We start from the raw sequence: 25,904 nt of genomic DNA, 5'->3' as shown, positions 1-25,904 counted from the left end.
GGCCTGCCTATTCTTATTAATGTCTTACACTAATTTTTTTCTGCACAGAAACGCTTTATCAAGGTATCAATACTTCATTAAAGAACTGTCGCATGGCGCCAAACGCACGCTTCGCCACCAACGGGTGATACTCGGCTTTTCCGGTCATCGTTGCATAGGGATCGGAAAAGGAATGCACTGCGCCACCGTAGCTGATTAGCTGCCAGTCAACCTTGGCATTGCGCATTTCATCTTCAAAGGCGCTCACTTGCTCTTGAGGTACAAAGGGATCATCAGCGCCATGCAACACCAAAACTGGCATCTCGATCGCATTTGCATCCGCCGGATTTGGGGTATCCAAATTGCCGTGGAATGACACTACACCCTGGATCTCGGTGCCCGAACGGGCTAACTCCAAAACCACGCCGCCGCCAAAACAAAAACCAATGGCAACCAGGTTATCTGTCTGCAGAGGCACAATGTCTGCCTGGTCACGCAACACACTCAAAGCAGCACTCACGCGATGGCGCATCAGCGGGCGATCAGAACGCACCACCGTTGCAGCAGCGCCGGCTTCGTCTGCGTTTTGTGGGCGAATGTCTTTGCCATACATATCGGCGACAAACACAACGTACTCAGAACCCGCTACCTTGGCCGCCTTCTCTGCCGCCTGCTCGGTAACACCCATCCAGTTAGGCACCATCAACACACCCGGACGTGGTGTGCTCACACTGTCATCGAATACCAGCACACCCTGAAAAGGCTTGCCATCAATTTCATAAGCTACGTTTTGTACTGTCATATCAGCTTGCGCCATGGTCGCGAGGCCAGTCATAACCAGTGTGCTCAGAGTCTTTTTCATGCGCTATCCCCTTACAGCTTCACCAAGAAAGGCCCAAGCATAACCCTATACGCATAAAAAAAGCCTGCTTGCGCAGGCCTCTTTCGTAACATTCTTTCTTCGTGCTCTTTTCTCAATTTTTATCCGCTGGCAAACCACCCTAAGGTAGTTTGCCGGGGGATGCTCAGCTGCTTAATTCTACCAGCAAGGCATTGAGACGACGCACGTACGCAGCTGGATCTTGCAAAGACTCGCCAGCAGCCAGTGCCGCTTGATCAAACAGGATCTGACTGAGGTCAGCAAAGCGCGATTCATCTTGCTCGCTGTCCAGCTTGTCGAGCAACGGATGGCTGGTGTTGATTTCTAGAATCGGCTTACTCTCAGGCGCCGGTTGGCCAGTAGCTTCCAGAATCTTGCGCATCTGCAGGCCCATGTCATCTTCGTTGATAACCAGCACCGCTGGCGAGTCAGTCAGACGATGGGACACACGTACTTCTTGCAGCTCATCTTTAAGCACAGCCTGAATACGCTTAACCAGGTCAGCCTTGGCCTCGGCCTGCTTCTCCTGTTCCTGCTTGTCTTCCTCACCTTCCAGCTTGCCCAGATCCAGATCGCCACGGGCGATATCAATAAACTGCTTGCCGTTATAATCGGTCAAGTGGCTCATCAACCACTCGTCGATGCGGTCAGTCAGTAACAGGACTTCAATACCTTTCTTGCGGAAAATCTCGAGGTGCGGGCTGCTCTTAACCTGGTTGTAACGCTCACCTGTGAGGTAGTAAATCTTGTCCTGGCCTTCAACCATACGTTCGATATAGGTGTCCAAGCCGACTACTTCACTGTCATCATTTTGCTGAGTAGAGGCAAAACGCAACAGACTGGCGACCTTCTCGCGGTTGGCGAAGTCTTCCGCCGGACCTTCCTTCAATACACTGCCGAAAGCTTTCCAGAACGTGGCGTACTGCTCTGGTTCCTTCTTGCTCAGCTTGCCGAGCATATCCAGCGTGCGCTTGGTCAACGCCGACTTCATGCTATCGATGGCCGGGTCTTTCTGCAGGATTTCACGGGAGACGTTGAGTGACAGATCGTTGGAATCAACCACACCCTTGACGAAGCGCAGGTACAGCGGCAAAAACTGCTCGGCGTCATCCATAATGAAGACGCGCTGGACATAAAGCTTCAGACCACGCGGAGCTTCACGCTGGTAAAGATCAAAGGGCGCGCGGCCAGGAACGTAAAGCAGGCTGGTGTACTCAAGCTTGCCCTCAACCTTGTTGTGGCTCCAGCTCAGTGGGTTCTCAAAGTCATGGGCTACATGTTTGTAGAACTCCTGATACTCCTCGTCTTTCACCTCGGTGCGCGGACGAGTCCACAGGGCACTGGCGCGGTTGACGCTTTCCCACTCGGCTTCAGCTGGCTTATCCGCCTCTTCACCGTGATGCTGTTTAGGCAACTCAATCGGCAGAGAGATATGGTCTGCGTATTTGGTGATCACGTTGCGCAGACGGAAGCCGTCAGCAAACTCAGACTCAGTTGGCTTCAGGTGCAATACGATGCGCGTGCCCCGCTCAGGCTTTTCAACAGTGGCGATACTAAACTCACCTTCACCAGCTGATTCCCAATGCACGCCTTCCGCAGCGCTCAGGCCGGCACGGCGGGTAAAGACCTCAACATTGTCCGCAACGATGAAGGAGCTATAGAAACCCACGCCGAACTGACCGATCAGGCTGGCGTCCTTTTTTTGGTCGCCAGACAGCTGTTGCATGAACGCCGCGGTGCCGGATTTAGCGATAGTACCGAGGTGGTCGATCACTTCCTGGCGCGACATGCCGATGCCATTGTCTTCGATCGTCAGGGTGTTGGCCTTTTCGTCGGCGCTGATGCGAATACGTAGGTCAGGTTGATCTTCCAGCAGCGCTGGATTGGCAATGGCTTCAAAACGCAATTTGTCGGATGCGTCGGATGCGTTGGAAACCAGCTCGCGCAAGAAAATTTCCTTGTTCGAATACATCGAATGGATCATCAGGTGAAGCAGCTGCTTCACCTCTGTCTGGAATCCAAGCGTTTCCTTTTTGCTTTCCACTGTCATGTCGAATTGTCTCCATAGCGTTCAGTTAAAACGTGGCCCTACTATTAATAATAGTGCCGGCAATGGAGAGAAAATGGGGGCGGTATGATCTTTTTCAAGGCTCAGCATGAAACACAGCGACAAATCTATCGGCGCGGCCGCGTCTCCAAGCGTTGAATATCAACCGGGTGGAATTGAAAGTCTACCTGGTTAGCGCCCTGCGGCATTGCGAGCACGACCCGCTTCTCGGCCGTTACCGCTTTGAGCACACCGACAAATTCTTTACCTGAGGTCGTGGTCAAGCGCACCGCCTGGCCCACAAACACCCGAGGCTCATCAAGCAGTGCGAGCAGGCTGATTTCTTGCCAATCGAGTGAAATGACAGGTGCCTGAGGCAGCTGCGGCGCTTGCTCCACTGCCGCCGGGACGGCTGCCGACTTGCCAAACCACTCTGGTTGGCTGTTCAGCAGCACGCTGCCACTGAGACGAGTGCCATACTCAGCTGGCAAGTGCAGGTGCACTATCATTTGAGTTTGCTCGTCACCCTGCGCCGCCAGCGACAAACTCATACTGTAGGCACTATCCAGGCGGCGCAGGCCTGGCGGCTCAAGCGCACCTGTGTACCACTGCAATACCAGCTCTGGCCAAGGCCCAGCGTCGCCGGGCAAGAGGTCTATCGCAGTGCCCTGAAGCAACGCTTCGGCGCGATCAAATTTAACTACCAGTGATCGCCGTGTGCGCTCACCCGCCTTTTCTGAAAAAATCAGGTGGTTGCCCTGCCAGCGCACATCGTTGGGAACAAAAGGCTGCTCCATCAATGTACCGCTCAGCGCGCTGTCAGCCGGTTGCTCAACCCAGCGGCCAGATACCAACTGATCAAACTGTTCCGGCTGCTCTCGGTACAGCAGCCCCAAACCACTTAAGCTGATCACTATCCCCAAGAGCAACAACAGCCGTGCTGGCCTTGAATAACCCTTGCGGCGCAGCACCAGGGTCAAAACGGGAGCGACCAGCGCCACTACAAAAAGACCGACCGACATGGCGCGGCTAGCTACCGCCAGCCAAACCCAGGCACACAAAAAGACGACCACGCCACCCAGTATCAACAAGGCTTCCATGTCTCTGCACTACTCCTTCCGGATACTAATCGAGTTTGAAATGCGCCCGTGCAGTAGCAATTGGCTCTTTGGAGCGCGTCTGCCAAGCCGTGATCGCCACGTTTCCAACACGCCGGCCCTGCCGCCAAACCTGGCACGTAGCGTAGGTATCACGGTACAGCCCGGCACGCAGGTAATCTACCGAGAAGTCGATGATTTTTGGAAATACCGCACTGTTCATAAAGATCATCAGATGCAGCATGGCCGACTGCTCCATAAAGCCCGCAATGACTCCGCCATGCAGTGCGGGTAAAACCGGATTGCCGATGTTGTCTTCTGATTTGGGTAGATGAAAAACAGCCTCATCACCCAAGCGGGTTACGTGCATACCAATCATGCTGGCGTAGGGAATCAGTTTTACCAGAGGACTGTAATCGCCGCTTTGATGCGAGCTGGCAACCACCTGCTGAACTTCCAGTTCATTAAGACTCATACTTTGCCCCCGTCTACCTTGCCGCCCAACTCAGCTTGCCCGGCCGCTTTTCCCATACGCATAAAAGTGCCCACCACATGGGCAATCGGTTGTTCACGATCTTCCTGATAGGCCACACCACGGGTGAAAATGATGGTCGGCGTCACGCGGTAGCATTCTGCAAAGCCGAATATCGGCTTGCCCGGTTCAGCGGGGCGCATGTAATCGATGCGCAGGTCCAGCGTGGGACAAATTTCAAAGGTGGGTAGGTAACAGACGGTGGAAATACCGCAGCACGTATCCATCAAAGTGGTTATAGCCCCGCCGTGGATTAACCCCGTCACTGGGTTACCGACGATTTTGTCACTGTAGGGCAGCTTTATGATGAGCCCCTGCTCATCGGCCTGCTCTATTTGCATGCCAAGGTGCTGACAATGCCTCAGCACCGATAAGAAGTTGTGCGCCCGTTCTCGAATACTACTCATCTTTTATCCCGCTTCCCGATGTGCCAATAGCGACTAAGCTGAGCATAGTACCCAGATCACAAGTTCTACTCCAGAAACCGCAGCCTATGGAACTTCCCATAAAAAGTGCGGCCTATATACCTGACATTCAATATCGATATCATCAGTATGGAGAATTACGATGAAAAAATTAGCCGCAGCAGCTATCTTATTGGCGGGTATGGGTCTGTTGGTAGGTTGCCAGGACGAGCCGGAAGACAAGATGGAAGATGCATCAGATTCCATGTCTGACGCTATGGACAACATGGGCGATGCCGCCGAAGAAACTGGCGACGCTATCGAACAGAAAGCCCAAGAAGCACAGTAATATTAATAACAACCGAAAAGATGAGCCTATTTTCATCATCAAGGAGATTTAGATGAAAAAACTGTTAGCAGCTGCAATGCTGGTCGGCGCCTTTGGCCTGGTAGCAGGTTGTCAGGATGAGCCGGAAGACAAAATGGAACGCGCTAAGGAAGACGTCTCCGAAGCTATGGACAACATGGGCGACGCCGCCGATGAAGCCGGCGCAGCAACAGAGCAAAAAGCTCGTGAAATGACCGGCAACGAAAAAACCACTGGCGAAGTCATTGAAGACAAGATGGACGCCGCCGGTGAAAATATCGAAGAAGCCTATGACGCTTCAGCCGATTATGTTGAAGACAAAGGCGAAGCAGTCAAGGATTCTGCGGTAGAGTCCAAGAATTCGATGGAACGCGCCATCGAAGAGTAAGACTCACGGGCATGCCTTAGGGCATGCCCGTTTTCTCTTTATGTTTCACGCGCGGGACCCTGCGCTTCCAGACTGAATTTTCATTGCTTCCCCGCTCGGCCTATCAAGTCTGCCATCCCAATCAACTATCCCCGAACGACTCAGCGTCTTAACGCAGTGCTGGCAGTATCAGCATCACCAAACAACTGATAAATCCTAAGCCCCAAACCAGGCTTCTCAGCGTTGGGCGGTCAGCCAGATACAGCAACGTGTAGATTACTCGCGCGACGATAAACACCCCGGCAAGCAGATTCGCTAGCATGCCGATGCTGCCTGATACCTGCACGACTAGAACCGCCGCCGCAAATAACGGAAAGGCTTCAAACATATTAGCGTGCGCTGCCATAGCGCGAGCCCCCCAACCGGTCAGGGCAGCCTGTTGTGCACGTGGATGAGCATTGTCGTAGCCCTTATCGCCACTACGCGCCATGGCTAAAGCAACAGGCACTTTGGTCAACACCAGTAACAAAGCCGCAAAAAACAAACACCAAAGCGGAAAACTCATTCGGTTTTCTCCTGAACAATAGGGGGCGCAATAGGGGCCGGACTGAACATCATAATTTCCAGCACCTTCGAATGAAACTCGCGCCTGTAAAGTACTAGCACCACGCCTGCCGTAGTCAAAATATATAGCAGCGGGTTGATAAACCAGGTAAGCGTACCCAACGCAAAATAATAAGCTCGCAGCCCGAGGTTGAACTCATTGCCGGCAAGCGACAGCACTCTGGCCATACGCTCGGCGTAGGCTTTTTTCTCTGCCTCCGTTACATTTTTCTCCCCAAGCAGTGGCGCCGACCCCAACAGTACAGATGCAAAGTTATACTGCCGCATGCCCCAGGAAAAAGTAAAAAAGGCATAAACGAAGATAGCCATTAACACCAGAAGCTTGAGCTCAGAAATCTCACGGCTCACCGGTGCTACAAAAGGCAGTTCATGGAGTAGATTTTGCGCGCGATCGGTTGCGCCCAAAACGGTAATCAAACCCGCCAGAATAAGTAACGTGCTGGACGCAAAAAACGACGTATTGCGCTCCAGATTACCAATCACGCTGGCATCCGACATACGCTGCTCGCGCAGTAAAAGGCGGTTCATCCAATCACGGCGGTAGAGGTGTAACACGCTGGCCAAGCATGCCGTGTCACGACCTTTATGCTGTGCGTAATAGGTATAGCCTACCCAGCAAAGCAGAAACCAGCTAATGGCCAACAAGTTGACCCAAAGACTACCCGCATCCGGAAACGACAGCATTTACACTCCCTGCGATTGATTAAAATAGCGTTCCTACTGTGTTAAGTCCGCCTCTGCTAAGTGCTGTCTGCTCTGTGCAGGAGCACTACGCGGGTCAATCGACCTTGGCCCGCAAGCGGCCGAAGCGCAAGTACTCTGTCAGTATAGCCAGCACTAGCGTAAAGAGAACCGGCACCAGCCAACCAAGGCTCTGACCAGCCAAAGGCAGTGCATCAAGCCAGGTAAGTTCAGTCGCCAGCAAACCTGCCGCCTTTAACCCATCGATCACGCCGAACACCAGAGTAACCAGCATCACCGGGCGCAGAATATTTTGCGGTCTCGCCCAGCTCTTACCCAACAGGCTCAAACAGACCAGCACAATTGCCAACGGATACAGACCCACCAGTACCGGGATAGACACCCGAATCAAGGACTCTAGCCCTTGGTTGGCCGCCAGCATGCTAAAAATGCCGAACATCCATACTACCTGCGCATAACTCACCGGCAGTAGCTTACTAAAGAACTCACCACAGGCAGTCAGCAACCCTACCGCCGTTGTCATACAGGCCAGGATAATCACCACGGCAAGCAGCAAACTGCCCGCCGTACCAAAGCGAAATTGCACATAAGCGGCCAAAATTTCACCGCCGTTGGCATCTGCACCCACCAACTCAGCACTGGTCGACCCCAGATAGAACAGCGCCAGGTAAACCAGAGACAAGCCCAGCGCAGCGATCAGCGCGGCCATCACCGTGTAACGAGTAATCAGACGCTCGGTGTCGACCCCCCGGTCACGGATAGCCGTAGTGATAACGATGCCAAACACCAAGGCGCCTAAGGTATCCATTGTCAGATAACCCTGCACAAAGCCCTTGATCAAAGCGCCATCGCGATATTCACTCGCCGCGCTAGCCATTTCACCCGCCGGGAAGAAAATAGCTGCCGCGCCCAGCAGCACCAGGCCTACTAACAGGATGGGGGTAATGTACTTACCTACGCGATCAACCAACTGTCCCGGTTTCAACGCAAGGAAAATCACCGCAGCAAAATACAGCAGACTATAAAGCAGCAATGTCTGCCAGCTGTCTTGCACGAAAGGCGCCACGCCAAGCTCATAGGACACTACCGCAGTGCGCGGTGTAGCGAACAGCGGTCCGATAGCCAAATAGACCGCTACGCTAAGCAGCAACCCGGGCCAATATCCCAGCGGGGCAGTTAATTCCGCCATACCGCCGCCTACCCGAGCCAATGCGATCAGGGTCAACAGTGGCAACCCCACAGCAGTAAGCATGAAGCCGATGGCTGTTGGCAGCATCTGCTGACCAGCAGCCAGTCCGGCACTCGGTGGAAAAATAACGTTCCCAGCACCCAGAAACAAAGCGAAGGTCATAAAGCCCAACGCCATCACATCGAACGATTTAAGTGTCTTAGTCATAAGTGATCAATTATCTGTTCGCAGCACGAGCCAACCATCCCTGCGCCTCGAACGCATTAAGTAAAACCCGGCCTAATTACAATTATCCTGCTGCCAGGTCGTGGTAGGAATTCGTACCCCATTCACCATCAGATCGCGCTGTTGCTTCACCTGCATCTCAACCTGTCCTTTGATCAGCGCCTCAAATAAGATTTGAGCACCGCTCCTAGGTGGGCATCCTATGGTGTTCAGATCGATACGCCCGAGGGAGTCCCAATCTCCATCGCCTGTCTGCTGCCATAAAACGCCAAAGGGATGCGCAACTGGCGGTCGGCGGCTCAGGAGCACGTACTCGTCGGGGCCTTCCGGACGCAGCTTCAGTTGCCAGATCAGACAGGCGTTCGTCGCCGCAAGATCAACTGAACAGTCGGAGAGCTCAGGGTATGTCGCCAGTTGCTCCTGCAACCCGCGCGGCAGGCTAACCCCGGCAGGAAATATCGGCAAGTTGGCGATCACTGCGTCGGCATCGCCAACTTGATTGTCAGGCCTCTCCAGCGCCCGCTGGGCCATCGCGGCGCGCTCAGCTTCAAGGCTCCCCGCAACTCCCTCTTGCTTGGCTAACTGCCACAAGGCTTCCGTGCCAAAGCGGCCGCCATCGCGGGCCAGAAAGCCAATCAATGCGACGGCATCCACCGTGGAATCATGCTGCAGCCGAGCGATCTGGCTGGCGACACTAATACGCCGTGGATCCAGTGGTCCAGCCAGCATGAGCAAGATGCCAAGCACCACTACTACCGCGGTGAATGCATTAGTCGATGCAATCCACGAGCGCGATGCATCACGCACCTGCTGCACCGAATGCAGCAAGTAACCCAACACCATCAACATCAGCACCAGATTGACAAAGGCCGCCCAGACACGCGTCGGAGTCAGACCGTACTGGTCAATACGCAAACCCAGAGCATAGGCGGCCACCAGCGTCATCGGCAGCAGTGCGAGCGTACCCAGCAGCGCAAGCCAACGGAGCCAGCCGGCGCTCTGACTGGACTGCACTCCACCTTGATTCGCCATATTGAGCAGCAACAGGCTGAGCGTGGCAAACCACAGCAACAAGTTGGCGGCATGCCCTGTCGCCAACAGGGTATCAAGCCCCTGTACCAACCAACTGAGCACAAAGCCTAATCCCAGTATGGCGGCCATTGGATAAAGCCAACTGCATAACTGCCCTGCTCGCTCAGACAGGTAGTCCACAACATTATGGTTGCGCACTGCCAAGGATACGCCATGGGAGAAAACCAACACACTGAGTGGTATGGAAAACCAACTGCGTTCAATCAGGTTCTGCATGAAGTGCAAATCGATCAACCCAAACAACGCCGCCGCCGTCAGCAACAAAGCCCAGAAGAGCCCGAGCACCAAACTGGCTTGCAACAACAGCTGCGCATTCTGATGCAGTGATAGCATCCAGCGCCGATAATCCACGCGCCACGATCCTTGGTAAAGCGCAAGCGCGGGCACCAGCAGAAACAAAGCCAGACCCAGAATCAATGCTGGGATCAAGTAATCACCCAGGCTAACAGGCGACCAATTGGGCTCCATAACTGTGCCACCGGACGCCCAACCACTGACTGTCAGGCCCTGATACAACCCGACACCGGCCGCCAACAGCGCAATAGCAAAACTGATCAACCATCGCCGTACAGTCAGGGCGTTGTTCGCGCAGTAGAACGCAAAAGGAAAGAACAACATCAACATGAACAGAGGGATAAAGGCCGCTGCGTGAGTTGCCGGCCACACCCCGTGATCCGCTGCTTCATACAAGCCATAGGCAAGTACAGCCTGAAAGCTGCCAACCATCAGATGCAAACTGTTGATGCGATCAAAACTCTGCATAACGTCGTCCTTGCCTGTCGATCCGCTGCCACGGCTGCAGTATCTGCTCGTTACTCTGGCAGTTCGGCACAAACCGCACTGCAACTTGAAATTCGCTTGGCGAAAAAACAAAACCCCGCCTTAGCGGGGTTTTGCGTAACAACTGATTAAATCAGATGTTTACTTCATTGCCCAACCGGTCAGCTCAGACAGAGCCTTGCCGATATCAGCCAAAGAACGCACGGTTTTAACACCGGCATCTTCCAGCGCGGCAAACTTCTCATCCGCAGTACCCTTACCACCGGAGATGATCGCACCAGCGTGACCCATACGCTTGCCTGCCGGAGCAGTTACACCAGCGATGTAAGACACAACCGGCTTGGTGACGTTGGCCTTGATGTACGCAGCGGCTTCTTCTTCCGCGCTACCACCAATCTCACCGATCATGACGATCGCTTCAGTGGCTGGGTCTTTCTCGAACATTTCCAGAATGTCGATAAAGTTGGAGCCAGGAATCGGGTCGCCACCGATACCGACGCAAGAGGACTGACCGAAACCAGCATCAGTAGTCTGCTTGACCGCTTCGTAGGTCAGAGTGCCGGAACGAGAAACGATACCAACCTTGCCTGGCAAGTGAATGTGACCGGGCATGATGCCGATTTTGCACTCGCCTGGGGTGATAACGCCTGGGCAGTTAGGCCCGATCAAACGAACGCCCAGCTGGTCACAGACGACTTTGCAGTCGAGCATGTCCAACGTAGGGATGCCTTCGGTGATGCAGACGATCAGCTCGATGCCGCCGTTGGCTGCTTCCAGGATCGAGTCCTTGCAGAACGGAGCAGGAACGTAGATCACGCTGGCAGTAGCGCCGGTTTTCTCGACCGCTTCGCGAACGGTGTTGAATACAGGCAGGCCCAGGTGCGTAGTGCCACCCTTGCCTGGAGTTACGCCGCCGACCATCTTGGTGCCGTACTCGATGGCTTGCTCAGAGTGAAAAGTACCCTGTGCGCCAGTAAAGCCCTGGCAGATAACTTTGGTGTCTTTATTGATCAGGATGCTCATTATTTACCCTCCGCGGCCTTGACGACTTGCTGGGCAGCGTCGGTCAGACTGGTTGCTGCGATGATGTTCAGACCACTTTCCTTCAATACCTTGGCGCCCAGTTCGGCATTGTTGCCTTCCAGACGTACAACTACAGGTACTTTCACACCCACTTCTTTCACTGCGCCAATGATGCCTTCGGCAATCATGTCGCAACGAACGATACCACCAAAAATGTTAACCAGAACGGCCTTAACATTGGTGTCGGACAGGATGATCTTGAATGCTTCGGTAACGCGCTCTTTAGTAGCGCCGCCGCCCACATCCAGGAAGTTGGCAGGCTTGCCGCCGTGGTGGTTGACGATGTCCATGGTACCCATGGCCAGGCCAGCACCGTTGACCATGCAGCCGATGTTACCTTCCAGCGCAACATAGTTGAGCTCGAACTTGGCAGCGTGGGCTTCACGCGGATCGTCCTGTGACGGGTCGTGCATGCCACGTAGCTTAGGTTGGCGGTACATGGCGTTGCCATCGATGCCAAGCTTGGCGTCCAGGCAATGCAGGTTACCGTCTTCCTTGATCACTAGCGGGTTGATTTCCAGCAGAGCCAAATCATAGTCGGCAAACAACTTGCCCAAACCAACGAAGATGTTGGTGAACTGCTTGATTTGGTCGCCTTTCAGGCCCAGCTGGAACGCCAGGTCACGGCCCTGGTATGGCTGTGCGCCAACCAGTGGGTCAACAACGGCTTTGATGATCTTCTCGGGAGTCTCTTCAGCAACCTTCTCGATTTCTACGCCACCTTCAGTAGAAGCCATGAAAACGATGCGGCGGCTGGAGCGATCAACAACGGCGCCCAGGTACAATTCCTGAGCGATATCGGTGCAGGACTCAACCAAAATTTTGGTTACGGGCTGACCAGTAGCGTCTGTCTGATAGGTCACCAGACGCTGACCAAGCCATTTTTCTGCGAAAGCCTTGGCTTCTTCTTTACTCTTGATCAGCTTAACGCCGCCAGCCTTACCACGGCCGCCTGCGTGAACCTGAGCCTTGACGACCCACATGTCGCCGCCGATCTTGTCACAGGCTTCTGCCGCGTCTTCCGGAGTGTCAACCGCAAAGCCCTTGGATACTGGAAGACCGTATTCAGCGAACAGCTGCTTCCCCTGATATTCGTGAAGATTCATGCTTATCTACCGTTTTGATCGTGTAGGAATTACTTTCTAGCCGCCACTCTGCGAGTTGCCGCCACCAATGCCGCCCTGCCGGAAGCCTGTCAGCCAGAACATGGTAAACACTGCGTGCCATTGTAGGGTTACATTTTGTAACCACTGGTGCAGTACTCGCTCCGGGAAAACCAGTTTCCAGTCAGACGGGCTGACCACCTCGTTGTGGCCTGACCGATCTCTCGGTCAAAGTTGTTCTTTGCGCGAAAGACCCAACGGTCAACTATTAACCGTTGGGTCAACTGGTCGCTATATTAACGCTTCTTGCGGTTAGCCACATGGATCGCGTGACCATTGACTGCCAAAGCGGCCTCGTGCAGCGCTTCCGACAGCGTAGGATGCGAGAACACCATCATGCCCAAATCTTCGGCACTGGTGCCAAACTCCATGGCAATCGCACCTTGCTGTACCAATTCTGCAGCGCTTGGCCCAATCACGTGCACACCGAGTACGCGGTCGGTTTTAGCATCAGCAATCATTTTCACCATACCGCCGGTGTCATTGGCTGCGACCGCACGACCATTGGCCGCAAAAGGGAAAACGCCGACGTTATATTCGATGCCTTCAGCCTTGAGCTGCTTCTCGTTCTTACCAACCCATGCTATTTCCGGGTGGGTATAAATGACCGAGGGAACGAGATCGTAGTTCATTGCCGCCTTGTGGCCTGCAATGCGCTCGGCAACCATTACGCCCTCTTCCGAAGACTTGTGGGCCAGCATCGGACCACGGACCATATCGCCCACGGCGTAGACACCGGGAACGCTGGTTGAACAGTAGTCATCCACAAACACCATGCCACGCTCGTCCAGATCAACGCCGCAATCGGAAGCCAGCAGGTTCTCGGTATACGGACGGCGGCCAACGGCCACGATCAACTTGTCAAACGTCAGTTGCTGCTCGCCTTCAGAATCAGAGAAGGACACGACAACCTGCTTACGCTTGATCTCGGTACCCGTAACACGGGCACCCAGTCGAATTTGCATACCCTGCTTGGTAAAGGTCTTGAGAGCTTCTTTGGCAACTTGTTCGTCAGCCAAACCGAGGAACGTATCCAGCGCTTCAAATACCACCACTTCCGCGCCCAAACGACGCCATACCGAGCCCAGCTCCAGGCCGATAACGCCAGCGCCAATGACGCCCAGCTTCTTGGGTACTGAGGCAAAGTCGAGCGCACCGGTGGAATCAACGATGATCTCGTCGGTCAGCGGCGCAGGCGGAATGCTGATAGGCACTGAGCCGGAGGCCAAAATCACATTTTCCGCATCGATAACAGTAGTGGTGCCATCGGGTGCAGTGACTTCCACTTTCTTACCGGTAAGCAGCTTGCCGTGGCCTTCAATGCTGGTCACGCCGTTCGCCTTGAACAGCGTGGAAACGCCACCGGTGAACTGCTTAACGATCTTGTCTTTGCGATCAACCATCGCCGGGACGTCAATACTGATGCCTTTGACATCAATACCGTGGACTTTAAAGCCTTCTTTGGCTTCATGGTACTTCCAGGTACTGTCGAGCAGCGCCTTGGATGGGATGCAACCGACGTTCAAACAGGTACCGCCGAGTGCTTGCTTACCGTCCTTACCGATATATTTTTCGATACAAGCGGTTTTCAAACCCAGCTGTGCTGCGCGAATAGCCGCGACATAGCCGCCGGGACCCGCACCAATGACTACCACATCGTATTTCTGACTCATAAAAAAATCCTCTGTTGGCAGCAATAATCCGAAGGCTGCTCAGCGCATTTCTGCGTAGAGCAGCGCCTAGTTGCCGCTGAAAGCGTGCAGCTTTATCAGACGTCCAGAATCAAACGTGCTGGGTCTTCCAGCAAATCTTTGATGGCGACCAGAAAGCTAACCGCTTCTTTGCCATCGATCAGACGGTGATCGTAGGAAAGGGCCAAATACATCATCGGCAGAACAACCACCTGGCCATTCTCGGCCATCGGCCGCTCCTGGATCTTGTGCATGCCAAGAATCGCAGCCTGCGGCGGATTGACGATAGGTGAAGACAGCAGAGAACCAAACACGCCGCCGTTAGAGATGGTGAACGTACCGCCCGTCATCTCTTCCATAGTCAACTTGCCGTCACGCGCCTTGCGGCCGTATTCGGCAATAGTGCCTTCAATCTGAGCCAGGCCCATGTGTTCAGTATTACGCAGAATCGGCACAACCAGGCCACGGTCGCTGGAAACGGCAACGCCGATATCCTGATAACCGTGATAAACAACGTCGTTGCCATCGATCGAGGCGTTAACTGCAGGGTAGCGCTTCAGCGCTTCGGTTGCCGCCTTGACGAAGAAGGACATGAAGCCCAGACGCACACCATCGTGCTTCTTCTCAAACAGGTCCTTGTACTTCTTGCGCAGATCCATGATCGGCTTCATGTTGACTTCGTTGAAGGTCGTCAACATCGCCATGCTGGACTGAGCATCAACCAAGCGTTCGGCGATGCGCGCACGCAGACGAGTCATGGGCACGCGCTTCTCAACACGATCCCCTTCAGCGGTAGTAACGGCTGCTGCAGGCGCTGCAGCTGGCTTGGCAGCCGGCGCCGCTGGCGCGTTCTTCTCGGCTTCGATGGCGTTAAGCACATCTTCCTTAGTGACGCGACCACCCTTACCAGTGCCGCCGATGTCTGTCGGCGCAAGGCCGTTTTCTTCTGCCAGTTTACGCGCAGCAGGCGACAGCATGGGCTCTTCAGCTGACTCTGTCGGTGCAGGCGCGGCCTCGGCCTTGGCGTCTGCCGACTTGGCTGCAGGTGCTGCAGCGGCTTCGCCATCTTTCAGAGTACCCAGCAACTCACCGCTCAGTACGGTTTCACCTTCGGCTTTGGCAATATCGCCCATCACGCCGTCGGCTTCGGCCAATACTTCCATCACCACTTTGTCGGTTTCGATATCGACGATCAATTCATCGCGCTTTACTGCATCGCCCGGTTGTTTGTGCCAGGTAGCGACTGTGCCGTCAGCAACCGATTCCGGAAAAGTAGGGGCCTTGATTTCAATAGCCATTGTAGATCCTTATAAATTCTCTGTTGTCGCCGGTGCTCAGGCAGTAAAAGCGTCTTGCAGGAGCTTTTCCTGCTGTTCCGCGTGCATTGAAGGATGGCCGCAGGCCGGCGCGGCAGAAGCCTCCCGTCCAGCGTAGTCCAGATACAAATTTTTGGTCTTGTGTTCAGTGAGCACACGACGCATATGGTGCTGACTGCAATACCAAGCGCCTTGGTTCATTGGCTCTTCCTGGCACCAGACCATCTTCTTAAGATGCTTGTACGGCGCCAGAACCTCGGCCAAATCGTCCTCCGGGAAGGGATAGAGCTGTTCAATCCGCACGATGGCGACGTTATCCAGCTCTTCCTTACGACGCTTCTCGAGCAGGTCGTAATAAACCTTGCCGCTACACATCACAACACGGTCAACTTTTTTAACATCAAGACTGTCGACTTCTGGGATCACCGTCTGGAACGAGCCATCGGCCAGTTCTTCAAGAGTGGAGGTAGCCAGTTTATGGCGCAGCAACGACTTAGGCGTCAGCGCGATCAGCGGCTTACGCAGCGGACGAATCACCTGACGACGCAGCATGTGATAAACCTGCGCTGGCGTCGATGGAACGCAGACTTGAATATTGTGTTCCGCAGATAGTTGCAGGAAGCGCTCCAAACGGGCTGAGGAGTGCTCAGGGCCCTGCCCTTCATAGCCGTGTGGCAACAGCATAGTCAGACCGCACAAGCGACCCCACTTGTGCTCGCCGCTGGTAATGAACTGATCCACAACCACCTGAGCGCCATTGAAGAAGTCGCCAAACTGGGCTTCCCAAACAACCAGCACGTTCGGCATCGTAGTCGCGTAGCCATATTCGAAAGCCAGTACGGCCTCTTCAGATAGCAGCGAATCATAGATATCGAAGCGTGGCTGGTTATCGCTCAATTTGCGCAATGGCACATAGGCGCGGCCGTCGTTCTGGCTGTGCAATACCGCGTGACGGTGGGAGAAAGTACCGCGACCCACGTCCTGACCGGTAATACGAATCGGGTGGCCTTCGTGCAACAACGTGGCATAAGCCATCGTTTCGGCGAAGCCCCAGTTCAATGCCAATGCGCCGGCGGCCATCTTACGACGGTCCTCAACGATCTTGTTAACTTGGCGCTGCAATACCAGACCATCAGGCAAATCGGTCAGATTATTGGCCAACTCCTGCAGGGTCTTGAGGTCAAAACTGGTGTCATGACGCGCGGTCCACTTGTGATTCAGGTAAGGCGCCCAGTCGACAAATGAACTGCTATCCGGTTCTTTAACCAGGCTCTTAACTACGTGATCACCGTTATCCAGCGCGTCACGATACTCTTCGAAGTAACCCTGCACTTCATCTTTGGTCAACACGCCCTCACCGATCAGGCGCTCGGCGTAAATGTCGCGCGTCGTCGCATGCTTGGTGATGATGTCGTACATCAGCGGCTGGGTGCCAGACGGCTCGTCAGCTTCGTTGTGACCACGACGGCGATAACAAACCAGATCGATCACCACATCGCGCTTGAACTGCATGCGATAGTCGACGGCTAACTGAGTAACAAACAACACGGCTTCCGGATCATCGCCATTAACGTGGAAAATTGGCGCCTGAATCATCTTGGCAACGTCGGTGCAGTACTCGGTTGAGCGCGCATCGTCCTGACGGCTGGTGGTAAAGCCGACCTGGTTATTGATAACGATGTGAATGGTGCCGCCCGTTTTGTAAGCACGGGTCTGTGACATCTGGAAGGTTTCCATGACCACGCCCTGCCCAGCAAAAGCAGCGTCGCCATGAATGCTGATCGGCAGCACTTTGTCACCAGCAGCGTCTAGACGGCGGTCTTGACGTGCGCGTACAGAACCTTCCACCACCGGAGAAACGATCTCCAGGTGCGAAGGATTGAACGCCAGCGCCATGTGTACTTCGCCACCAGAGGTCATAACGTTGGATGAGAAACCCTGGTGGTACTTGACGTCACCGGAGCCCATATCAACTTTCTTCTTGCCTTCAAACTCGTCGAACAAATCGCGCGGGTTCTTGCCAAGGGTGTTGACCAGTACGTTCAAGCGGCCACGGTGGGCCATGCCCAACACCACTTCCTGGGTGCCGTAGGAGCCCGAGCGCTGGATAATCTCGTCTAGCATGGGGATCAGGCTCTCGCCCCCTTCCACACCAAAACGCTTGGTGCCGGGGTACTTGGTACCCAGATACTTTTCCAGACCCTCTGCAGCAGTCAGACGCTCCATCAGGTGTCGCTTGGTATCTGCACCTAATTGTGGACGTCCGCGCACGCTTTCCATGCGTTGCTGAAACCAGCGACGCTGGCTGGAATCAACGATGTGCATGTACTCGGCGCCGAAGGTAGAGCAGTAAGTCGACTTAAGACCTTCCAGCGTGTCGCGAAGGGTCGCTTCGCCAGTACCGAACTGCAGTTCACCGGTACGAAACACGGTGTCCAGATCAGCTTCAGTAAGGTCATAGTCAGACAGCGTAAGGTCCGCAATTTCTTCCCGCTTCCACAGCCCAAGCGGATCTAGCTTGGCAGCTTGGTGACCGCGCATACGGTAGGAATGGATCAGGCGAAGAACGTCGACCTGTTTTTTCTCGTGTTCACGGCTGACCTGACCAGCGGACGCTTGGGGCCGGCGGTTGCTTTTGGATAGCAGAAGAAAATGGTCGCGTATAGCGGAATGAGGAACATCTGATCCGGCATGGCCATTGATCTGAGGCAGCTTTTGGAAATAGCTGCGCCATTCTTCGGCAACACTGTTCGGATCTTGCAGGTAGAGCTCATAAAGCTCTTCAACATAGGAGGCATTCCCACCGGATATGTGAGACGTGCTCCACAGCTGCTGCATTTCGCTGTCTGGCATGCTTGGTCACCCTTAAGTAGGGGACACCATCTGGCGCGAAGACCATTAATTGGCAAAGGGTAACTCTGCCATCCGCGCAGAATATGTTGGGTGGTCTCGGGGGCAGTGTCGCTGCCTCCTACCTTGCTGCCACATATTCCGTCATACGGAAAATTGCCGGCCCCGACAGATAGTTCGGGTGTTACCCGATTGCCCCTGTTGGTTTAGGTACATACGCGCCGCGGCTTTTTGAGCTAGCGGCTCGTCTTTAAAACTGTCCGACTCCCTATAGCAGGAGTCAGTTCAGTCCAACTTAATGCAATTACAGTCGATCAGGTACCGCTCTGCAGCAACATGTTACGAATATGGCCAATGGCACGGGTCGGGTTAAGACCTTTAGGGCAAACATTGACGCAATTCATGATGCCACGGCAGCGGAATACGCTGAACGGGTCATCCAATGACGCTAAACGCTCATCAGTCTTCTCGTCACGGCTATCCGCTAAAAAGCGGTAAGCCTGCAACAGACCAGCAGGACCGATAAATTTATCGGGATTCCACCAGAATGAAGGGCAGGAAGTGGAGCAGCATGCACAGAGAATACACTCGTACAGACCATCCAGCTTTTCCCGCTCCTCAGGAGACTGCAGACGCTCAATTGCCGGCGCCGGCGTGTCATTCTGCAAATACGGCTGAACTTTTTCGTATTGCTTGTAGAAGATGCTCATATCTACAACCAAGTCACGAATTACTGGCAAACCAGGCAAAGGACGCAAAACCAGCTTGTTGTTTTTGACAACATCGGACAGCGGTGTAATACAAGCCAAGCCGTTTTTACCGTTGATATTCATACCATCGGAACCGCACACACCTTCACGGCACGAGCGACGGTAGGCCATACCTACGTCTTTTTCTTTAACCAGAGCCAGCACGTCAAGAACCATGATGTCCTTGCCGCCGGTATCGATCTGGAAGTCCTGCATGAACGGCGCGCTGTCCGTTTCGGGGTTATAGCGATAAACACTTACTTGCAACATATCGGTCACCCTTAGTAGGTACGCACTTTAGGTTCAAAGGTCGGAACTGTCTTCGGCGAGAAGTTAACTGCCCGCTTTTCCAGCTGCTTGGTTTCAGGCATGTACAGGCTGTGGCACAACCAGTTCACGTCATCGCGATCTTCGTAGTCTTCACGTGCATGTGCGCCGCGGCTTTCGGTACGGGCTTCTGCAGCAATCGCAGTGGCTTCAGCCACTTCCAGCAGGTTTTGCAGCTCCAGAGCTTCAATACGCGCAGTGTTGAACGCCTGGCTCTTGTCGTCGATCTTGGCGTTAGCAATACGCTCGCGCAGATCAGCCAGCTGCGTGATGCCCTTCTGCATGAACTCACCGGTACGGAAAACACCGAAGTAGTTCTGCATGCAGTTTTGCAGTTCTTTACGCAGCGGTGCAACGTCTTCGCCTTTAGTTCGCTCGTTCAAGCCAGACAGGCGTGAGAGCGAAGCTTCAATATCGGATGCCGAGGCATCGCGGAGTTCGATGCCATCTTTCAAAGAGCTTTCCAGGTGAATACCAGCAGCACGACCGAATACGACCAGGTCAAGCAGGGAGTTACCGCCCAGACGGTTAGCACCGTGCACAGAGACGCAGGCCACTTCGCCAACCGCAAACAAACCTTCAACGATCTTGTCGTTGCCAGCCGCATCACGGCTGATTGCCTGACCATGAATATTGGTAGCAACGCCACCCATCATGTAGTGACAAGTCGGTACAACCGGGATAGGCGCAACCACGGGATCAACGTGAGCAAAGGTCTTGGATAGTTCACAGATACCTGGCAGGCGGCTGTGCAGCACTTCTTCACCCAAGTGATCCAGCTTCAGCATCACGTGGTCGCCATCGGGACCACAACCGTTACCGGCAAGAATTTCCTTAACCATGGAACGGGCCACAACGTCACGACCGGCAAGGTCTTTCGAGTTGGGCGCGTAACGCTCCATGAAGCGCTCGCCGTGCTTGTTGATCAGATAGCCACCTTCACCACGGCAACCTTCGGTCACCAGGGTACCCGCGCCGGCAATACCGGTCGGGTGGAACTGCCACATCTCGATATCCTGGACCGGCACACCAGCGCGTAGCGCCATGCCGATACCGTCACCGGTGTTGATTAGGGCATTGGTAGTAGAAGCGTAAATACGACCCGCGCCGCCAGTCGCCAGCACAGTGGCCTTGGCACGGATGTAAACGGTCTCGCCGGTTTCAATGCAGATCGCAATCACACCAACAATCGCGCCGTCCTGGTTCTTGACCAGATCAACCGCGTACCACTCATTAAGGAAGGTAGTGTTGTGCTTAACGTTGTTCTGATACAGCGTATGCAGTAGCGCGTGACCAGTACGGTCAGCAGCTGCGCAGGTGCGTGCCGCCTGAGTAGGGTTATCCGGACCTTTAGACTGGCCACCGAATGGACGCTGATAAATACGGCCCTGCTCGGTACGGGAGAACGGCAGACCCATATGTTCAAGTTCGAATACCGCTTCTGGACCTACAGAACACATGTACTCGATAGCGTCCTGGTCGCCGATATAGTCGGAGCCCTTAACGGTATCGTACATGTGCCAGCGCCAATCATCGTTTGGATCAGCCGAGGCAATCGCGCAAGTGATGCCACCCTGAGCAGATACAGTGTGCGAGCGAGTCGGAAACACCTTGGTTACGACGGCTGTCTTGTGGCCGCCTTGAGCCAGTTGCAGCGCAGCGCGCATACCAGCACCACCACCACCGATGATGATCGCGTCAAAGGTCAAAGTACGCATATTAGACATTTATCGAATTCCCCACAGAATCTGCACGCCCCAAGCGAAAAACACAAACATGGCAAGACCGCAGACCGCCTGGAACAGGAAGCGGACGACAGTGGCAGATTTGCCTAGAGCCATGGGAGTCAGGTAGTCGGTTGAAATGGTCCACATGCCAACCCAGGCATGTACGCTCAAAGCAACCAGCGTGAGCAGACTGAAGATGCGCATCCAGCTCTGACTGAACAAACCCTGCCATTCGGCGTAGGTCAGGCCAGGGTGAGCGATCAGATAGCCGAGCAGAAACAACACGTAAGCAGCCAATAGGACGGCGGACACACGCTGCGCCATCCAATCATAAAGGCCGCTGCGAGAAAGGTTGGTGACGTTAGTTACCATATCCACACCCCCAGAAGAACAATCAAAATGGCAGAAACAACAAGTACTATCTGTGAGCCACGCTTACCACTTTCGAGCCCTTCACCCACGCCAGCATCCATTACCAGGTGGCGCACGCCGGCGACCAGGTGATAAAGCAGTGCAGCGAGGATACCCCAGACGACCAATTTGGCCAGGGGGTGCTGAAGGCAGCTTTGAACTTGCTCGAAACCGCTTTCCGAACTCAACGAGGTGTCCAGCATCCATAGCAGAATCGCGATGGAAACGAACAGAATCACGCCAGAAATGCGGTGGAGAATTGACGTATAGGCTGTGACAGGAAGTTTGATTGTCCTGAGGTCTAGGTTGACGGGTCTTTTGCTATTCACGGCTATATTCACACTCATGGCCCTGTGGGCAGGGCTTGGATTATAGGAAGGTGCGTAACCCTGTGCTGCAGCCCCTGCGAGAGGCCCTCTGAGTCACTTTGCCGGTCAAGGAGTATAGAGACTTAGGTCATTAATTACAATGCAACAACGTGTTGCAAAGCGCTCTAAATCACGCATGCCGGCACGTGGCAAAGCACATTTACCTATGTAATTAAAGCTTTTAATTACCCCTATTCCCTTTCACTATAAGTACAATTGACAAACCAATTTATCACCTTATAGTGATGCGGGCCCTGCGTGGGGGGTCACCTTTTCGATACAGCAAAACAGGAGGCCATCAATGGCTGACAAAAAAGCGCAATTGATCATCGAGGGCGCTGCCCCCATTGACCTACCAGTCTATTCCGGGACCATGGGTCCCGACGTCGTGGACGTTCGTGGCCTCACTGCAGAAGGCGTGTTCACTTTTGACCCTGGCTTCATGGCCACTTCATCTTGTGAATCCAAGATCACCTATATTGATGGCGACAAGGGTATATTGCTGCATCGCGGCTATCCCATTGATCAGCTTGCGGAAAAAGCGGACTTCCTGGAAACCTGCTTTCTTCTGTTGAAAGGTGAACTTCCCACCGACGAAGAAAAAATCAAGTTCGATAGCACCATCAAGAACCACACCATGGTGCACGAGCAACTGAAAACTTTCTTCAACGGCTTCCGCCGTGACGCACACCCAATGGCCATCATGTGTGGCGTAGTTGGCGCATTGTCTGCCTTCTACCACGACTCGTTGGACATCAATAATCCCAACCATCGTGAAATTTCTGCAATCCGCCTGATCGCTAAAATGCCGACATTGGCAGCCATGGTGTACAAATATTCCATGGGGCAGCCCATGATGTACCCACGCAACGAATTGAGCTATTCAGAAAACTTCCTGCACATGATGTTCAATACACCATGTGACGAGAAGCCAATCAGTCCGGTTCTCTCCAAGGCTATGGACCGTATTTTCGTGCTGCATGCTGATCACGAGCAGAACGCGTCAACCTCTACTGTCCGCCTGGCAGGCTCCTCCGGCGCCAATCCTTTCGCCTGTATCGCAGCTGGCATCGCTGCTCTATGGGGCCCGGCTCACGGCGGCGCAAACGAAGCAGTATTGCGTATGCTGGATGAAATTGGTGATGTTTCCAACATCGACAAATTCGTTGCCAAAGCTAAAGATAAAGATGACCCGTTCAAGCTGATGGGCTTTGGTCACCGCGTCTACAAGAACTTCGACCCGCGCGCCAAAGTAATGAAAGAGACCTGCGACGAAGTACTGGCTGAGCTGGGTATCAATGACCCGCAGCTGGAGCTGGCGATGAAACTGGAAGAAATCGCCCGGAACGATCCTTACTTCAAGGAACGTAACCTGTACCCGAACGTCGACTTCTACTCCGGCATCATCCTTAAGGCAATCGGCATTCCAACTGAGATGTTCACCGTCATTTTCGCCACCGGCCGCACACCAGGCTGGGTAGCGCACTGGAACGAAATGATCAGCGGCCCGTACAAGATTGGTCGTCCTCGCCAGTTGTACACCGGTCCAGCTCAACGCGATTACCCTTCCAAGTAAGTCGCCGTAAGCTAATAAAAAACCCGCCTAGGCGGGTTTTTTATTAGCTGCAATTGCAACACTGTACAGGTCAATCCTAACTTGGCTGTACCGCTTCAGCCGCGTGAAAACATGTTTGTATGGGCTGCCTACTTTTATACGCCGGAGCCCGTTACACCATGTCCCCCAGAGATCTCGGATTCGCCATGCTGGTTATTCTGGTGTGGGGACTTAACTTTGTGGTTATCAAAGTTGGCTTGAATGATCTACCGCCGATGCTGCTGGGTGCCATGCGGTTCACTTTGGCCGCTATTCCTGCGGTATTTTTTATTCGCCGTCCAAAGATTCCCCTGCGCTGGTTACTGGCCTATGGCTTGACCATTTCTTTCGGCCAATTCGCTTTTCTGTTTTCTGCCATGTCTGTCGGCATGCCGGCCGGCCTGGCGTCTCTGGTTCTGCAGTCACAGGCATTCTTCACCCTGCTGTTCGCTGCCATGGTATTGGGCGAACAGGTACGCATACATAATCTGGTCGGACTCTGCGTCGCTGCAGGGGGCTTGCTCTTGATCGGCCTGAACAGCGGCGTTGGCATGACGTTGGCAGGCTTTGCACTGACCATTTGCGCAGCCGCAATGTGGGCCATGGGCAACATCATCACCAAGCGTGTAGGTAAAGTAGACCTGGTCAGCCTGGTGGTCTGGGGTAGTCTGGTGCCACCCCTGCCCTTCTTTGCCATGTCACTGCTGCTGGAAGGGCCGCAACAAATCGGCAACGCGCTGGAAAACATCAGCCTGAATGCGGTCCTGGCGCTGTTTTATCTGGCCTTTGGCGCCACTTTGCTGGGCTACAGTCTATGGAGTCGCTTGCTGTCGCGTTACCCAGCGGCCCAGGTAGCGCCGTTCTCGATGCTGGTACCAATCATTGGCTTGAGTTCGGCAGCCTGGCTACTGGACGAGCAACTCAGCCAACTGCAGATGCTCGGCACGCTGCTGGTAATGGCCGGACTGGCGATCAACGTGTTTGCCGGGCGACGACGCAGGCTCGCAATTGCCGCTGGGCAAAGTAGCTAAAAGCAGCTCAGGCGGTTTCGCCTTCCAGCCAACCAATAATCCGCAGCGCCTCTTCAGCGTTATCGCCGCAAACACTGGCTTCCGCTTTGAAGCCAGCACAGACTGCAGGGCGCTCCGACGAATAGAAGATTGCGCAGCGCATATCTGACTGTAAATGCAGGCAGCGCTCACCCGCTGGCTTGCCATTCGGCATGCCCGGTAGCGGCGAACTGATGGATGGCGCGATACAACACGCGCCACAAGCCTCTCGGCACTGCATGGTTAATCCCCTGAAATGCACACCTACGGTGTGCCGGCGCGCATTCTAGCAGGCTGTTGAAAATTATCAGCGCTTGAGTCGCGCAATCAAACTGGACGTGTCCCAGCGCTTGCCGCCCATGGCCTGCACATCAGCATAAAATTGGTCCACCAATGCGGTAACCGGCAACTGCGCACCATTGCGCTGCGCCTCAGCCAAGACTATCGCCAGATCCTTGCGCATCCAGTCCACCGCAAAACCGTGCTCAAAATCACCTGCCAACATGGTTTTATGACGATTCTCCATCTGCCAGGATTGCGCTGCGCCTTTGCTGATAACCGAGACCACCGCCTCACCGTCCAGACCCGCTTTCTGCGCGAAGTTTAGCGCTTCCGACAAGCCCTGTACTAACCCGGCAATGCATATCTGGTTAACCATTTTGGTCAACTGTCCGCTGCCAACCGGCCCCATCAACTGCACCATACGGGCGTAGTTCTTGATAATCGGCCGCACCAAATCGAATACCGATTCATCACCGCCAACCATGATGGTTAATTGGCCCTTTTCCGCACCGGATTGACCACCCGATACAGGCGCATCCAGGAAGCCCACGCCTTGCTTTGCCGCTAGCGCAGCCAGTTCACGCGCCACATCCGCCGATGCCGTCGTGTGATCCACCAAAACCAGGCCACTGCGCGCGCCTTGAAGCACGCCATCTTCCCCGGCGATCACTGCACGCAGATCATCATCGTTACCCACGCAGAGTAATACATAGTCCTGATCGACCGCCGCCAGCGCAGGCGTATCTGCGGCGCTGCCGGCGTGCTCGGCTACCCACTGGCGCGCCCTGCTAGCGGTGCGGTTATAAACGGTGACGTTGTGTCCGGCACGCTGCAGGTGCCCGGCCATGGGATAGCCCATCACACCCAAACCAATAAAACCGATATTCGCCATGTTGTTACTCCTACCCTAAAAGCCGCCAACGCGAGCTGTATTCGATTCAAGATAAATTAGTGCCGCTGGTAATTGCGAGAACCATTGCCCGCTCGGCATAATGGCGGCCCTTTTCCT

At 54.3% G+C, this 25,904-nt stretch carries 24 protein-coding genes; 4 read left to right on the top strand and 20 right to left on the bottom strand.

Features of this window, described 5'->3' with window-relative positions; genetic code table 11:
* Positions 1 to 58 precede the first annotated feature (58 nt).
* The 5 genes from AC1XYH_RS06475 to AC1XYH_RS06455 all read right to left on the bottom strand — a co-directional run bounded on the left by AC1XYH_RS06475 (position 59) and on the right by AC1XYH_RS06455 (position 4,942).
* Complete coding sequence (locus AC1XYH_RS06475) at positions 59 to 841, bottom strand: dienelactone hydrolase family protein (protein WP_483325813.1); 783 nt, start codon at positions 839 to 841, stop codon at positions 59 to 61.
* 163 nt (positions 842 to 1,004) lie between these two features.
* Positions 1,005 to 2,909 carry a molecular chaperone HtpG gene (gene htpG, locus AC1XYH_RS06470; RefSeq protein ID WP_483325812.1) on the bottom strand — a complete coding sequence of 635 codons (1,905 nt, stop codon included), beginning with the start codon at positions 2,907 to 2,909 and terminating at the stop codon, positions 1,005 to 1,007.
* Positions 2,910 to 3,034: 125 nt separating this feature from the next.
* A complete protein-coding gene (locus tag AC1XYH_RS06465) occupies positions 3,035 to 4,006 on the bottom strand; it encodes a hypothetical protein (protein WP_483325811.1) in 972 nt (323 codons plus the stop codon).
* 25 nt (positions 4,007 to 4,031) lie between these two features.
* Positions 4,032 to 4,478 carry a PaaI family thioesterase gene (locus AC1XYH_RS06460; RefSeq protein ID WP_483325810.1) on the bottom strand — a complete coding sequence of 149 codons (447 nt, stop codon included), beginning with the start codon at positions 4,476 to 4,478 and terminating at the stop codon, positions 4,032 to 4,034.
* The gene (locus tag AC1XYH_RS06455) at positions 4,475 to 4,942 is read right to left on the bottom strand and encodes a PaaI family thioesterase (protein ID WP_483325809.1); all 468 of its coding nucleotides are present in this window, start codon (positions 4,940 to 4,942) and stop codon (positions 4,475 to 4,477) included. The genes AC1XYH_RS06460 and AC1XYH_RS06455 overlap by 4 nt, the downstream gene beginning before the upstream one ends.
* A 160-nt stretch (positions 4,943 to 5,102) precedes the next feature.
* On the opposite strand from AC1XYH_RS06455, the gene AC1XYH_RS06450 reads away from it, so the two are divergent.
* Both AC1XYH_RS06450 and AC1XYH_RS06445 read left to right on the top strand, forming a co-directional pair.
* Entirely contained in the window at positions 5,103 to 5,288 is a 186-nt protein-coding gene (locus AC1XYH_RS06450) for a hypothetical protein (RefSeq protein WP_483325808.1), read from the top strand.
* A gap of 52 nt (positions 5,289 to 5,340) precedes the next feature.
* Positions 5,341 to 5,694 (top strand): hypothetical protein, encoded by a 354-nt coding sequence (locus tag AC1XYH_RS06445; RefSeq protein ID WP_483325807.1) that lies wholly within the window; start codon positions 5,341 to 5,343, stop codon positions 5,692 to 5,694.
* 148 nt (positions 5,695 to 5,842) lie between these two features.
* Here AC1XYH_RS06445 and AC1XYH_RS06440 read toward each other — a convergent pair whose 3' ends face one another.
* The 13 genes from AC1XYH_RS06440 to sdhC form a co-directional block, all read right to left on the bottom strand.
* Positions 5,843 to 6,238: an MAPEG family protein gene (locus AC1XYH_RS06440; protein WP_483325806.1), complete on the bottom strand. Its 396-nt coding sequence runs from the start codon at positions 6,236 to 6,238 to the stop codon at positions 5,843 to 5,845.
* Positions 6,235 to 6,981 carry a DUF599 domain-containing protein gene (locus tag AC1XYH_RS06435; RefSeq protein WP_483325805.1) on the bottom strand — a complete coding sequence of 249 codons (747 nt, stop codon included), beginning with the start codon at positions 6,979 to 6,981 and terminating at the stop codon, positions 6,235 to 6,237. The genes AC1XYH_RS06440 and AC1XYH_RS06435 overlap by 4 nt, the downstream gene beginning before the upstream one ends.
* Positions 6,982 to 7,075: 94 nt before the next feature.
* On the bottom strand, positions 7,076 to 8,395 hold the full coding sequence (gene brnQ, locus AC1XYH_RS06430) for a branched-chain amino acid transport system II carrier protein (RefSeq protein ID WP_483325804.1): 1,320 nt from the start codon (positions 8,393 to 8,395) through the stop codon (positions 7,076 to 7,078).
* 72 nt (positions 8,396 to 8,467) lie between these two features.
* Positions 8,468 to 10,267: a DUF4153 domain-containing protein gene (locus AC1XYH_RS06425; RefSeq protein WP_483325803.1), complete on the bottom strand. Its 1,800-nt coding sequence runs from the start codon at positions 10,265 to 10,267 to the stop codon at positions 8,468 to 8,470.
* A 159-nt stretch (positions 10,268 to 10,426) separates the two neighbouring features.
* Positions 10,427 to 11,308, bottom strand: a complete 882-nt coding sequence (sucD, locus tag AC1XYH_RS06420; protein ID WP_483325802.1) for a succinate--CoA ligase subunit alpha — start codon at positions 11,306 to 11,308, stop codon at positions 10,427 to 10,429.
* Complete coding sequence (sucC, locus tag AC1XYH_RS06415; protein WP_335606210.1) at positions 11,308 to 12,474, bottom strand: ADP-forming succinate--CoA ligase subunit beta; 1,167 nt, start codon at positions 12,472 to 12,474, stop codon at positions 11,308 to 11,310. Before sucC ends, sucD begins: the two co-directional genes overlap by 1 nt.
* Before the next feature lie 293 nt (positions 12,475 to 12,767).
* The gene (lpdA, locus tag AC1XYH_RS06410; protein WP_483325801.1) at positions 12,768 to 14,204 is read right to left on the bottom strand and encodes a dihydrolipoyl dehydrogenase; all 1,437 of its coding nucleotides are present in this window, start codon (positions 14,202 to 14,204) and stop codon (positions 12,768 to 12,770) included.
* 95 nt (positions 14,205 to 14,299) lie between these two features.
* Positions 14,300 to 15,520 carry a 2-oxoglutarate dehydrogenase complex dihydrolipoyllysine-residue succinyltransferase gene (odhB, locus tag AC1XYH_RS06405; protein WP_483325800.1) on the bottom strand — a complete coding sequence of 407 codons (1,221 nt, stop codon included), beginning with the start codon at positions 15,518 to 15,520 and terminating at the stop codon, positions 14,300 to 14,302.
* A 36-nt stretch (positions 15,521 to 15,556) separates the two neighbouring features.
* Complete coding sequence (locus tag AC1XYH_RS06400) at positions 15,557 to 18,391, bottom strand: 2-oxoglutarate dehydrogenase E1 component (protein WP_483325799.1); 2,835 nt, start codon at positions 18,389 to 18,391, stop codon at positions 15,557 to 15,559.
* A gap of 311 nt (positions 18,392 to 18,702) precedes the next feature.
* On the bottom strand, positions 18,703 to 19,407 hold the full coding sequence (locus AC1XYH_RS06395; RefSeq protein ID WP_483325798.1) for a succinate dehydrogenase iron-sulfur subunit: 705 nt from the start codon (positions 19,405 to 19,407) through the stop codon (positions 18,703 to 18,705).
* An 11-nt stretch (positions 19,408 to 19,418) separates the two neighbouring features.
* Positions 19,419 to 21,191, bottom strand: a complete 1,773-nt coding sequence (gene sdhA, locus AC1XYH_RS06390; RefSeq protein WP_483325797.1) for a succinate dehydrogenase flavoprotein subunit — start codon at positions 21,189 to 21,191, stop codon at positions 19,419 to 19,421.
* On the bottom strand, positions 21,192 to 21,563 hold the full coding sequence (gene sdhD, locus AC1XYH_RS06385; protein ID WP_483325796.1) for a succinate dehydrogenase, hydrophobic membrane anchor protein: 372 nt from the start codon (positions 21,561 to 21,563) through the stop codon (positions 21,192 to 21,194).
* Positions 21,557 to 21,943, bottom strand: coding sequence for a succinate dehydrogenase, cytochrome b556 subunit (gene sdhC / locus AC1XYH_RS06380; protein ID WP_483325795.1), 387 nt, complete (start codon positions 21,941 to 21,943; stop codon positions 21,557 to 21,559). Before sdhC ends, sdhD begins: the two co-directional genes overlap by 7 nt.
* Positions 21,944 to 22,271: 328 nt before the next feature.
* Between sdhC and gltA the strand changes: the two genes are divergently transcribed.
* Both gltA and AC1XYH_RS06370 read left to right on the top strand, forming a co-directional pair.
* Positions 22,272 to 23,546, top strand: coding sequence for a citrate synthase (gene gltA / locus AC1XYH_RS06375; RefSeq protein WP_483325794.1), 1,275 nt, complete (start codon positions 22,272 to 22,274; stop codon positions 23,544 to 23,546).
* 158 nt (positions 23,547 to 23,704) lie between these two features.
* Positions 23,705 to 24,595 carry an EamA family transporter gene (locus AC1XYH_RS06370; protein WP_483325793.1) on the top strand — a complete coding sequence of 297 codons (891 nt, stop codon included), beginning with the start codon at positions 23,705 to 23,707 and terminating at the stop codon, positions 24,593 to 24,595.
* Positions 24,596 to 24,602: 7 nt separating this feature from the next.
* On the opposite strand, the gene AC1XYH_RS06365 is transcribed toward AC1XYH_RS06370, so the two are convergent.
* Both AC1XYH_RS06365 and AC1XYH_RS06360 read right to left on the bottom strand, forming a co-directional pair.
* Positions 24,603 to 24,854 (bottom strand): YkgJ family cysteine cluster protein, encoded by a 252-nt coding sequence (locus AC1XYH_RS06365; RefSeq protein ID WP_483325792.1) that lies wholly within the window; start codon positions 24,852 to 24,854, stop codon positions 24,603 to 24,605.
* Between the two features lie 66 nt (positions 24,855 to 24,920).
* Positions 24,921 to 25,787, bottom strand: a complete 867-nt coding sequence (locus AC1XYH_RS06360; protein ID WP_483325791.1) for an NAD(P)-dependent oxidoreductase — start codon at positions 25,785 to 25,787, stop codon at positions 24,921 to 24,923.
* Positions 25,788 to 25,904 lie beyond the last annotated feature (117 nt).

Source organism: Pseudomonas sp. GW-45 (assembly GCF_056896675.1).
The sequence above is the reverse complement of the archived record's forward strand: the minus strand, read 5'-3'. Positions and strand labels throughout refer to the sequence as shown.

What these genes read in the sequence shown, in the direction of transcription:
- AC1XYH_RS06475 (WP_483325813.1), bottom strand. Translation starts at nt 841, where the DNA reads ATGAAAAAGACTCTGAGCACACTGGTTATGACTGGCCTCGCGACCATG.
- htpG (WP_483325812.1), bottom strand. Translation starts at nt 2,909, where the DNA reads ATGACAGTGGAAAGCAAAAAGGAAACGCTTGGATTCCAGACAGAGGTG.
- AC1XYH_RS06465 (WP_483325811.1), bottom strand. Translation starts at nt 4,006, where the DNA reads ATGGAAGCCTTGTTGATACTGGGTGGCGTGGTCGTCTTTTTGTGTGCC.
- AC1XYH_RS06460 (WP_483325810.1), bottom strand. Translation starts at nt 4,478, where the DNA reads ATGAGTCTTAATGAACTGGAAGTTCAGCAGGTGGTTGCCAGCTCGCAT.
- AC1XYH_RS06455 (WP_483325809.1), bottom strand. Translation starts at nt 4,942, where the DNA reads ATGAGTAGTATTCGAGAACGGGCGCACAACTTCTTATCGGTGCTGAGG.
- AC1XYH_RS06450 (WP_483325808.1), top strand. Translation starts at nt 5,103, where the DNA reads ATGAAAAAATTAGCCGCAGCAGCTATCTTATTGGCGGGTATGGGTCTG.
- AC1XYH_RS06445 (WP_483325807.1), top strand. Translation starts at nt 5,341, where the DNA reads ATGAAAAAACTGTTAGCAGCTGCAATGCTGGTCGGCGCCTTTGGCCTG.
- AC1XYH_RS06440 (WP_483325806.1), bottom strand. Translation starts at nt 6,238, where the DNA reads ATGAGTTTTCCGCTTTGGTGTTTGTTTTTTGCGGCTTTGTTACTGGTG.
- AC1XYH_RS06435 (WP_483325805.1), bottom strand. Translation starts at nt 6,981, where the DNA reads ATGCTGTCGTTTCCGGATGCGGGTAGTCTTTGGGTCAACTTGTTGGCC.
- brnQ (WP_483325804.1), bottom strand. Translation starts at nt 8,395, where the DNA reads ATGACTAAGACACTTAAATCGTTCGATGTGATGGCGTTGGGCTTTATG.
- AC1XYH_RS06425 (WP_483325803.1), bottom strand. Translation starts at nt 10,267, where the DNA reads ATGCAGAGTTTTGATCGCATCAACAGTTTGCATCTGATGGTTGGCAGC.
- sucD (WP_483325802.1), bottom strand. Translation starts at nt 11,308, where the DNA reads ATGAGCATCCTGATCAATAAAGACACCAAAGTTATCTGCCAGGGCTTT.
- sucC (WP_335606210.1), bottom strand. Translation starts at nt 12,474, where the DNA reads ATGAATCTTCACGAATATCAGGGGAAGCAGCTGTTCGCTGAATACGGT.
- lpdA (WP_483325801.1), bottom strand. Translation starts at nt 14,204, where the DNA reads ATGAGTCAGAAATACGATGTGGTAGTCATTGGTGCGGGTCCCGGCGGC.
- odhB (WP_483325800.1), bottom strand. Translation starts at nt 15,520, where the DNA reads ATGGCTATTGAAATCAAGGCCCCTACTTTTCCGGAATCGGTTGCTGAC.
- AC1XYH_RS06400 (WP_483325799.1), bottom strand. Translation starts at nt 18,391, where the DNA reads ATGCCAGACAGCGAAATGCAGCAGCTGTGGAGCACGTCTCACATATCC.
- AC1XYH_RS06395 (WP_483325798.1), bottom strand. Translation starts at nt 19,407, where the DNA reads ATGTTGCAAGTAAGTGTTTATCGCTATAACCCCGAAACGGACAGCGCG.
- sdhA (WP_483325797.1), bottom strand. Translation starts at nt 21,191, where the DNA reads ATGTCTAATATGCGTACTTTGACCTTTGACGCGATCATCATCGGTGGT.
- sdhD (WP_483325796.1), bottom strand. Translation starts at nt 21,563, where the DNA reads ATGGTAACTAACGTCACCAACCTTTCTCGCAGCGGCCTTTATGATTGG.
- gltA (WP_483325794.1), top strand. Translation starts at nt 22,272, where the DNA reads ATGGCTGACAAAAAAGCGCAATTGATCATCGAGGGCGCTGCCCCCATT.
- AC1XYH_RS06370 (WP_483325793.1), top strand. Translation starts at nt 23,705, where the DNA reads ATGTCCCCCAGAGATCTCGGATTCGCCATGCTGGTTATTCTGGTGTGG.
- AC1XYH_RS06365 (WP_483325792.1), bottom strand. Translation starts at nt 24,854, where the DNA reads ATGCAGTGCCGAGAGGCTTGTGGCGCGTGTTGTATCGCGCCATCCATC.
- AC1XYH_RS06360 (WP_483325791.1), bottom strand. Translation starts at nt 25,787, where the DNA reads ATGGCGAATATCGGTTTTATTGGTTTGGGTGTGATGGGCTATCCCATG.